Below are 10,003 nucleotides of genomic sequence, written 5' to 3'. Positions count from 1 at the left end.
ATAAATTGTAATATGTTTGTTATGTAATTGGAAGCTCATTAGATATTATAAAATGTCATATGTTTTATAAGCACTAGAATTTAAACAATATTATAAGAAAAATGGTATGGCATATTGATTTAATTTAGTAACGCATAATAAGAACAGTATGTTGGAAATGCAGTCAAAAATTTAAGCATATAATAATCATTATGTAAAAAAAGAAAAAATGAATAAGAAAAAAAGAGTATTTATTTTAGAAACTAATTTAAGTCTTAATTTATTTTTAAAATCTCATCCAGATCAAGTCTAGGGGAATCATATTCATTAATATGCTCTTCGGATTCGTGTCCAATTGCAATTCCCATAATAATATCCTCATCTTCTGGAATTGGGAGATTGTCTCTTAAGATGTAAGGATATTTGATTAATTCATATGCAGGAATGGAATCTACTCCTAACTCAGTAGCTGCAAGCATCAAGCTCATTCCAAAACCGCCTAAGTCATAAAGGGAATATCCGGTATAGTCTTTAGGAAGTGCAAGGTAAACAATAGCAGGGGAGTTGAAGAGGATGTGCTGCACATGGTTGAAGTTTTCTAAATCCTTGTCGTCATCGAATTTTTCGATTGAGTCCATTAAGTCAGCCATGTTCTTCTGGCCTCTTTCGGAGAAGTTGGTTCTGTGGCCTGGATTCATGTCTGCGGAACCTTTGATCTTCTTGTCGTTTTCTGCAATCCATGCTTCACGAATGGTTTCCAGAGTTTCACCGGTTGCAATGTAGACGTTCCAAGGCTGGGAGTTTTCCCAGGATGGAGACATTGCAGCAATTTCAACTATTTTTTTCAATGTTTCTTCAGGTATTTCATCCTTTTTAAAGTCTCTTGAAGAGTGTCTTTTTTTCATTACTTCTAAAAATTCCATTATAACACCTGTAACTATATTTAAATCTATCAAATTTAAATTAAAAAGTTAGTTAAAACTTACTAGCAATATTTAATAAAAAATAAAACAAATATATCATTCAATGACTGAACTTTTAAGGGTCTTGATAATTTTAATTAAGTAGTTTAATCAGGTTTAGATTTTTAATAGAATTTAACCAGTTTTAAAAATATTGATTTAATGATTAAGGTTTTAACATGGAGACAAGCATAATTTATCAAAAAGACGCATGTCCAATAAACTGCGTTAACGAACTGCTATCAAGAAAATGGGTTTTCGGAATAATGAAGGACCTTTTTGCAGGAAAGAAGCATTTCAATGAATTCAAAGCAGACAAGCCTAATTTAAGCAATGTCGTTTTGTCCGACACATTGAAATATCTTGAAAATCAGGGGCTTATTTGCAAGAAAATCATTGATGATGATGCAAAAAGAAGCACTGAATACTACCTTACAGAAAAAGGAAGAAAAATGAATAAAATATTGTATGAAATGGTGATTTTTGGATTATACGAATTGGAAGGCGATTTAAGAGATGATGAATTCAAGGAAAAGATAAAAAAAGGCTATGAAGAAATATTGCTATAAAAAAATCTTGTTTTAAAAATAAGAAATTATTGCTAAAAAAATAAGAATATTGATTTAATGAATTTAAATAAATAAAAAATGTATTAAAAAATATATATTGCTGAAAGGATATTGGGGAATATTTAAACGTATTCCCTGGTTAAACCAATATCCAGTATTTCAGGATTGTTTGCTTCAAGATATGCAAGCTTGTCCTGGAATCCCTTGATTAATTTTTCCTTTTCCTTTAAATGTCCGCTTACGCGTGCCACATTGTTCTGGTGATGGCCGTAGAAATAGACATTGCCTGGAACATCCAAGTTTTCAATCAATGCCATCTCGTCTTCGATTATCTCTCTTTCTGTCAGCTGTTGGAATTCGCCGCTGTCACGCATCTTCGCCAATTCGGTTCCTGAGGCAATTCCTGTTGTTATGATGGAAATCATTTTTGGAGGATATGCGCTCAATATCCTGGCTGTATCCATCACATGCTCTTTGCGGTATTTCCTGCCTCCTGCACCTCCCATCAAAAGGGAGATATATCTCATTTTAGAATTCTTCAACTTCTCAAGGGTTTCATATGCCTCTTTTTCACCATATCCCTTGTTCAATAATTTAAGAACATCATCGCATCCTGATTCAAGGCCTATGTATATATCATCATACATTGCTTCGTATAATTGATCCAATTCCTCCTGTGACTTGCGCATTATGTTTCTGATTGATGCCTGGCATGAAATGACTGACATCTTAGGGAAGTATTCGCGAATCAAATCGCTGATTTCCAGCAATCTTCTATTGGAAAGGGCAAATGGATCTCCATTTGCTACTGTTATCTTGCGCAGATTGTGGGGATATATTCTTGAAAGCTCCTGCAAGTCCTCTTCGATATGTTCTCTTGGTGAGACTCCGAATTTCACATCCTTGTACATGTTGCAGAAAGCGCATTTGTTCCATGAGCATCCGTAAGTTATCTCTAAGATTGGAGTGTTTGCCTCTAATGGGTGTCTGTAAACCGGTCCTGTGTAGTGCATCTTATCACCTCATAAATTTCATTTGGGGTATTGTAACTTTCTATTGGGTATTTATATTTTCCTTTTGGAATGATTGGTTTAATTTATAAATTTCCTCTTGGCAGTACTGAATCCAGCAGTCCTGGATTGTTTCTGTCAATTTCCTCAACTCTGTTTTTCAACTGTTTAATCATTTCGTCCTGGTATTTGAAATACATTGTAATCCTGCTTAGATTGTAGATATGGGCTCCAAAATAGAGGCAGTCATCATCCATTTCAAGGTTTTCAAGGTATATCAATTCCTCATCCAGCATTTCCCGTTCAGTTGGAATTTCGAATTCTCCATTTTCAACCATTTCCTTTAAAGGAGTATTGTCCTGAACCGCTGTTGACATTGTCAAAATCATCCTTGGCTTGAATCTGTTTAAGAGCTTGATTGTTTCAGCTGCGTTTTCATGGTAGTTTCCTTTTCCTGCAACTCCAAACATTATGATTGCATTGTAGGAGATTCCCGCTTCTTCTAGTTTTAAAAGAGCTTCATATTCATCCTTATCCACACATCTTCTCAAGTCATTTCCAAACAGCATTCCCGCCGCAGGTATGATGAACCAGTTTAAATAAATAAATTAATAAAAAATGACTTAAAAGATGAATCCATTCCCATTAAACAGAATGATCTTGAAAAAAAGTAAGTTGATTGAATGGATTCAATCATCCATCCCTATCAATCTTTTTAAAGGCTAAAGGATATACGGCAAGTATTATGAATGTGAATAGGGAATACTTGATGCAATCAACCAATTCGGTTTTGCCCGCAAGTTTTGGAATCATGACAAAAAGCAATATGAACAATACGATTGCCCCTAAAACTCTGACTATCGCATCACGTCTGCTTTTAGGGTTTTCAAAGTTAACGTATTTCTCCTCGATAAGAAAACCTGATGAAATACCTGCAGCCAATGCCACATACTTAATATAACTTATTGTAGGACAGAACACGATTCCCACTAAAGACAGTGCAATAATCCCCAAATAGAGATATTTCCTATATTCAACCTTATCATAAATGCGGGACAATGCTAATATTATCACCAAGGCAATGATGAAACCTGCAATAGTGTCTGTCGGAAAGTGAACGCCTAATCCTACCCTTGAAATCGCAACAATCAAAACTCCAATCAATCCAAGTGCAATATATGGATTATTCCTGATGTATATTGGAATGGCTAGAAACAGGTTGGTTGCCATCATCGAATGACCGCTTGGAAATGAATATCCCTGAATCTTAAAGTCCAAAGGATTCTGGTCGGGCACATTGGCATAAATACACTTGACCTTATCCACAACGGCATATGGCCTTAAGCGTGCGACAGTCATCTTGACAAACTCGCAGCACACGCCGGCCGCACCCAAGGAGAGCAATGTGAATTTACCCCAATCCTTATTGTATGCCAAATAGATTAGAATGAATAACAATGCAAGAACATTCTTGGAAACGACATTCGCTATAATTTCAAAAAACCCTAATACGAAACTCGGAAGGGAACTCTGCAGGAATAGTATCAGTTGAACCTCCCATGGAAAATAAAAAACTGTTCCAATCATATTATTAAATTTATTTTATTTTTATAAAAATATTACTGAAAAAAGAAGATATCATCAATAGGCAGGCATTTATTCTTTTTTAAAACCATCCATTTGGATAAATGCTCCGATAAATGAAAACATGACCTGAAGTTGGAAAATGCAAATTTAGCAGTATACAAGTTTTCCCAACAAATCAGGTCTTATTTGATTTGAATTTCCAATAATATTGGCTCATGAGCAAGTTTTCCCAATAAATCAGGTCTTATTTGATTTGAATTTCCAATAATATTGGCCCATGAATCAGAATCAATTCCGTTAATGCAAGACAAATTAGCAATTGTCCCTTCATCAGCCTAGGCTTGACCGGATGCTACTCTTCCCGAATCTTTCTTGTTTTCAAAAGGTCATTTCATAAAAACATTTGCAAATTCACTTGCCCTCCATTACCATTAGTTTTTTAAGGTAATTGTTTGCATAGACAATAGCTATTAATCCTCCAATTGTATATCCAACCAATATCCCAAACCATACGCCATTTATTCCCCATCCAAACACTATTCCAAAAAGTATTGAGAAAAATGTCGCACATATCGCTTCACGAATAATTGTAAAGACCAATGAATGTGTTCCTTTTCCAATACCCTGGAAGACATAGGTTGAAATAATCCCTCCCGGAAAGACTATAAAGAACCACAGAACTCTAAAATAAAAACCAAAACCAAATAAACTTAAAAATAGAAAAAACAAGAAAAATTAAGAAAAAATAGATTTATTGACAAACCCCTTTAAAAAAATTTATAAAATTTTGTTATTTCTAAAATTAATATTCCTAAAATTTTCCTCATCTATATTTGATTAAATATTATTTTTTTTCAAGTCAAAGTCAATATTATTCACATATATATAATATTAACAATATAATAATAATTGGTTATTAATTAATAATCCATATTTTTTAAATATGCGCATTTCAATTCTAGGAGGAATTAATTGAAAAATAAATATGTGATAAGTTTTATTCTTGTCATTTGTCTATTGATGATGAGTTTCTCAGCAGTCAATGCAGCAAATGTGCAGGATAACAGCTCAAATGATTTATTTTCTCATGATGTTTTCCAGTCCGCGGAATTGCCGGTTTCTGACAATCAGCTTGCGAGTGATAATGAGAATGATCTCTTATCTGTTTCAGCAGATGATGATTTTTCAGCTGTTTCAGATGGAGATGATTCTTTAGCTGTTTCAGAAGATAATCTATTAACTGTTTCAGCAGATGATGAGAAACTTGGCGAAGATGAGACTGGTTCCTTTGATGAATTGCAGAGACTCATAGATTCAAATTATGGATCTACCCTTGTGCTGGATAAGTCATATGCTTATTCAGCCAATGACAAGACTATAGAAATTAAAGACTCTATCGACATTGATGGTAATGGATATGCCATTGATGGTAAGAATGCGGTCCAAATCATGAAAGTCACATCAAATGATGTGACATTGAGGAATCTGACCTTTGTAAACGGGCTTTTAAGGAGATATTATCCTGGAACTGCTCCTGATACCAGCTGGACAGGCTATTTTGGAGCAGATATCAGCTGGATAGGGGACAATGGAAGGATAGAAAATTGTATCTTTGAAAATTCAACACTCAATCCTCCATTGCCTACAACCATGGTTACTGCAGGATTCTATCAGTATGGAGGAGCCCTTTACCTTCAGAATTTCACAAATGGAGTAGTCAACAACTGTACATTCAGGAATTTGCGAGCATTGGCAGGAGGTGGAATCTATATCTGGTCCACTGAAGAGGATTCAAATATCACAATCTCCAACAGCTCATTTGTCAACTGTACAGCATATGAATGGAGAGCAGGTGGAGGAGCTATCCTGGTCGGTGCAAAAAAGGTGAATATTACCCAGTGTAATTTCACTGACAACAGTGCAATCCAGGGAGGAGCTGTCTTGATCATGCACGGAAGCAAATATGACACCACAGTTCCAAATTCCACTTATCCAAGAAAGGGTATTTCATACATGCCTGGAGATGGAACAGTCATTGAAGACTGCAAGTTCACTAACAACACCGGTGGTGTGATTGAAGGTGAAAGCGGTGGTTATGGTGGTTCTGCTGTATATATTGGAGCTCCCGACTGCATTATCCGAGATTCCACATTCGACAACAACACCAATGGAATGAACGGTGGAGGCTATGGAGGAGCAATCATGATCTTGATTAATAATCCAAGTGCTAGTGATGTTCCAAAAGGTGTGAATGCAACCATATTCAATTGCAATTTCACTGGAAACAACGCCTCATCTTCCGGAGGATCCGCTTATTATGGCGGTGCTATCTGCCAGCTTTCCTCATACACAGGTTCATTCAACACCAACATAAGCCAGTGCATATTCAAGGAGAATTATGCAGGCGATGGCGGTGCCTTATACCTTCTCGGTTCAAATACTGTTGACAACTGCACTTTCATAAACAATACTGCCAACAGGTATGGCGGTGCGTTATATCTCACATCAAGCGATAATAACGTAGCAGGCTGTGTCTTTGAAGAAAACAAGGCGGAAAATGCTCAATCCACTATATCAAACTATGGAGGAGCAGTATATATCGGAGGATCAAGCTATTACACAGGATCCGCTCATGACAATCTGATTGATAACTGCTCATTCGAGAAGAATACAGCAGATTATGGAGGAGCGGTTTATGTTGCAAATACTGGTGAAAATACTACAATTAAAGACAGCAATTTTACTGAAAACAGTGCCCAGTTACAAGGAGGAGCTGTAGCAGTTTATGCTCCAACTGAGATCATATCCTCCAGATTCGATTCCAATACTGCCGAAAACGGAGGAGCGGTATTGCTTTCATGCAACAGCACAAATATCACAAAGTCCAATTTCACAGAGAACTCTGCGGATGAGGGCGGAGCTGTCTATTGCATCGGTTCATACAATCTTATTGGAGATTCCAATTTCACCAAGAACCATGCTTCAGACAATGGAGGAGCTGTAGCAATGCTCCCATATATTGTGCCAAGTGGTAATAGAGTCGACACCAGCACTGGATATGAATATTACTACAATATTCCATATAAAACAGGCAATAATAGAATAACCGGTTCAACTTTTGATGAGAATTATCTTAGCTCAGAAGATGGTCAGGGAGGAGCCATATACATCTGCGGATGTGAAAATGAAACAATAAAAGAGTGCAATTTCACAAACAACACAGCCTATAAAGGAGGTGCTGTGAGTGTAGTTCAGTTCGTTTCACAAAACGCAACCAAGGATGTTTACTACAGGCCTACAAAAACATGGACACGAAACATTACTTTGGAGTATGTATTCAATTCCACAGGAATCGTCATCGATGGCGATCTCTTTGAAGGCAACATTGCTGAAAACGGAGGAGCCATGTACTGGAAAGACAGCGATGGTGAAATCACTGACTCTAATTACACAAAGAACCGTGCGTTCTCCGGAAGCGCCATATTTCTGGATAGTGGATATTTGAATATTTCAGACTCTTCATTCTTCTCCAACCTGGCTAATGCCAGCGCATTGGAGATGAACGGTGTTGACAGTTCTCTGCCAAACAAAGTGGTCGTGGATGGGGACAAGGTATCTTTCCATGCCAATTTCACAGGTCATGACAATATCAACAATGCAATCTTCAACAATCAGGAAGATGCAGGAAGAATCAAGTTCAAGAATGTCGACTTCCATGGATACAATGGAAACACAGGCAGTTCCCTGGTTTATACTGTAAACGGATACCAGAACAGTGAAAATGGTGTTCTTCCTTATCAGGACGAGCATGAAGGCCTCATCCCAATCAACTTTGAAGTTGAAAAAATCGACGGAGATAGTGCTGTATTAGTTGCAAACCTGACAAACAATACAAAAATCGATGGATTTGCAGAGATTATCGATCTTGTATTGGCGCCAGGCAAATACCGAGTAACCGCAATCCATTATCTGGATGACTATTATACTGAAGTCAGGTCTGAAGCTCAGGAATTCGTAATTAGAGGCAATTCCTCAGCTCATGCGGATGATGTGGAGGTCACATATGACAGCGATGTAGTTGTGGCTGTTGAAACAGAATACGCAACAGGACTCAAGGATATAGTCATAATGGATGAAGACGGCACAACATTGGCTGTTGACTTTGAACTTGTCAAGATTGATGACAATCATTATGAAGTCACCATCAAGGGTTTGGATGTTGGAAAATATTCCATTAATTTCACAACCCAGGTTGGCGATGATTACATAAGTGAATGTACCAACAGCTCTAAAATAAGAGTCAATCCTGCTCCTTCATATGTTTGGGGCGAGGATGTGGATGTCATCTTTGGCGAGCCTATTGTCATTCCTGTTGAAAGCGTGAATGCTACAGGCATTTCTTATCAGATTATTGATGGCAGTGATAATGTTGTTGCTGAGGGTGCTCTTGAAGTGGGCGGTTCCATTAAAGACCTTGATTTGCCTGCAGGCGAATATACTGTAAAACTCACAACCGTTACCGATGAAAATCACGATAGCGTATCTAATACTTCCAATTTAATAGTAAGACATAAAATAACTGTTGTCCTTGACCCGGTTATTGGTTATACAGGTGAATACAAAGATTTCCATGCTCATGTCTTTGATGAAAACGGAAATCCTGTAGATGGTGGTGAAGCAGTCATGACTATTGTTTACACAAACAGGCTTGCTCTTGCCATCTCAATGAATTTCTTGTTGAATGCGGCGGATGAGACTTATTCAGCTTCCGTTGTCAACGGAGAGGCGGTATTCCCTAATATCAAACTCGGCGAACCGGGTGTATATCCTTCACAGGTATTATACACCAATGATTATGCTTCAGTTAAAAACGAGTCAACAGTAACCATATTGAAACTCAATACAACCGTTAAGGGAGATGATGTTTCAGGAAAACCTGGCGACTCAAAATCTATTTCAGTGGATGTATTGGACCAGAATGGAAATCCTGTTGAAAATGGAACAGTCACATTGACATTGAATGGAAAGACATATAATGCTACCGTTGAAAAGGGCAAGGCCGTATTCAATGTTGTTCTGCCAGACCCTGGGGATTATGAAGCTATTGTCAAATATGAAGGCAATGACTTTTACAACCCATCAGGCTCTACAATCAAAGTGCATGTGGATAAGATCAACACATCTCCTTCTGCCGATGATGTCACCGGCAAGAAAGGTGAAAAGATGGATATCACTGTCAATATTGTAGATGAAAATGGCAAGCCAGTTAAAAACGGCACTGCAACATTGAAGATTGGAGGCAAGTCCTATAATGCAGAGGTAGTAAACGGAGTTGCAGTATTCAAGGATGTTGAACTTCCTTCAGACGATGCTGTAGCAGAAGTCATATATCATGGCAATGAGTATTATAACAGCAGTTCCACTACATTTTCAATAAAAATAGATCATGATAACGGCAATAATGAATCAGAACCATCAAATGGTAAATCTGCTGAACTGCCTGTGAGCAGTGCAACCGGTAATCCATTTGTCATGCTGTTGATAGCTTTAGTTGTTTTAGTTTCTAATAGCATATTCATACGAAGAAAATAAATTTAAACTCTAATTGGGATTTTTATCCCTTTTCTTTTCTTTTTTTTTAATTGCAATATTTAGATTATGGTTTTTTTCTGTTTCTTTTTTTATTACAATAATTTGATTATGGTTTTTTCTATTTCTAATTTATTTCAAGCTGCTGATGAAGTCGTTTGATATTGGAAATGTGATAGTGTAATCCTCTTCGCAACCTTCCTTGACAAGTTCGAAATCCCGAGAGCCTGTTATGTATGAGATTATGTTCAAGTCCTTCCTGTTTGGATTGTCCAGGTCTCCATATTCGTTCCTTATCCTTAAAATG

Annotated in this window: 8 protein-coding genes; 2 read left to right on the top strand and 6 right to left on the bottom strand. The window is 37.0% G+C overall.

All coding sequences use genetic code 11. From position 1 onward, the window contains the following. Positions 1-254: 254 nt before the first annotated feature. Positions 255-902, bottom strand: a complete 648-nt coding sequence (locus Q4Q16_RS06925; protein WP_303346992.1) for a nitroreductase — start codon at positions 900-902, stop codon at positions 255-257. A 218-nt stretch (positions 903-1,120) separates the two neighbouring features. On the opposite strand from Q4Q16_RS06925, the gene Q4Q16_RS06920 reads away from it, so the two are divergent. After that, on the top strand, positions 1,121-1,510 hold the full coding sequence (locus Q4Q16_RS06920; protein ID WP_303346991.1) for a helix-turn-helix domain-containing protein: 390 nt from the start codon (positions 1,121-1,123) through the stop codon (positions 1,508-1,510). 122 nt (positions 1,511-1,632) lie between these two features. Here Q4Q16_RS06920 and Q4Q16_RS06915 read toward each other — a convergent pair whose 3' ends face one another. The 5 genes from Q4Q16_RS06915 to Q4Q16_RS06895 all read right to left on the bottom strand — a co-directional run bounded on the left by Q4Q16_RS06915 (position 1,633) and on the right by Q4Q16_RS06895 (position 4,836). Beyond that, the gene (locus Q4Q16_RS06915; RefSeq protein WP_303346990.1) at positions 1,633-2,523 is read right to left on the bottom strand and encodes a radical SAM protein; all 891 of its coding nucleotides are present in this window, start codon (positions 2,521-2,523) and stop codon (positions 1,633-1,635) included. Positions 2,524-2,606: 83 nt separating this feature from the next. Then, positions 2,607-3,089: a hypothetical protein gene (locus Q4Q16_RS06910; protein ID WP_303346989.1), complete on the bottom strand. Its 483-nt coding sequence runs from the start codon at positions 3,087-3,089 to the stop codon at positions 2,607-2,609. A gap of 124 nt (positions 3,090-3,213) precedes the next feature. Then, the gene (locus Q4Q16_RS06905; protein WP_303346988.1) at positions 3,214-4,107 is read right to left on the bottom strand and encodes a phosphatase PAP2 family protein; all 894 of its coding nucleotides are present in this window, start codon (positions 4,105-4,107) and stop codon (positions 3,214-3,216) included. A 182-nt stretch (positions 4,108-4,289) separates the two neighbouring features. Then, on the bottom strand, positions 4,290-4,418 hold the full coding sequence (locus Q4Q16_RS06900; protein ID WP_303346987.1) for a hypothetical protein: 129 nt from the start codon (positions 4,416-4,418) through the stop codon (positions 4,290-4,292). 100 nt (positions 4,419-4,518) lie between these two features. Next, on the bottom strand, positions 4,519-4,836 hold the full coding sequence (locus Q4Q16_RS06895) for a hypothetical protein (RefSeq protein ID WP_303346986.1): 318 nt from the start codon (positions 4,834-4,836) through the stop codon (positions 4,519-4,521). Between the two features lie 243 nt (positions 4,837-5,079). Here Q4Q16_RS06895 and Q4Q16_RS06890 point away from each other — a divergent pair, with 243 nt between their 5' ends. Next, positions 5,080-9,699 (top strand): Ig-like domain repeat protein, encoded by a 4,620-nt coding sequence (locus tag Q4Q16_RS06890; protein WP_303346985.1) that lies wholly within the window; start codon positions 5,080-5,082, stop codon positions 9,697-9,699. Positions 9,700-10,003 lie beyond the last annotated feature (304 nt).

The sequence above is a fragment of the Methanobrevibacter sp. genome (genome assembly GCF_030539875.1).
Lineage (GTDB): Archaea > Methanobacteriota > Methanobacteria > Methanobacteriales > Methanobacteriaceae > Methanocatella.
Note: the sequence above shows the minus strand (reverse complement) of the source record. Positions and strands in the feature narration are given on the sequence as shown.

Bases quoted from the DNA above. Each gene is read 5' to 3' on its own strand.
- Q4Q16_RS06925 (WP_303346992.1), bottom strand. From the start codon at position 902: ATGGAATTTTTAGAAGTAATGAAAAAAAGACACTCTTCAAGAGACTTT.
- Q4Q16_RS06920 (WP_303346991.1), top strand. From the start codon at position 1,121: ATGGAGACAAGCATAATTTATCAAAAAGACGCATGTCCAATAAACTGC.
- Q4Q16_RS06915 (WP_303346990.1), bottom strand. From the start codon at position 2,523: ATGCACTACACAGGACCGGTTTACAGACACCCATTAGAGGCAAACACT.
- Q4Q16_RS06910 (WP_303346989.1), bottom strand. From the start codon at position 3,089: ATGCTGTTTGGAAATGACTTGAGAAGATGTGTGGATAAGGATGAATAT.
- Q4Q16_RS06905 (WP_303346988.1), bottom strand. From the start codon at position 4,107: ATGATTGGAACAGTTTTTTATTTTCCATGGGAGGTTCAACTGATACTA.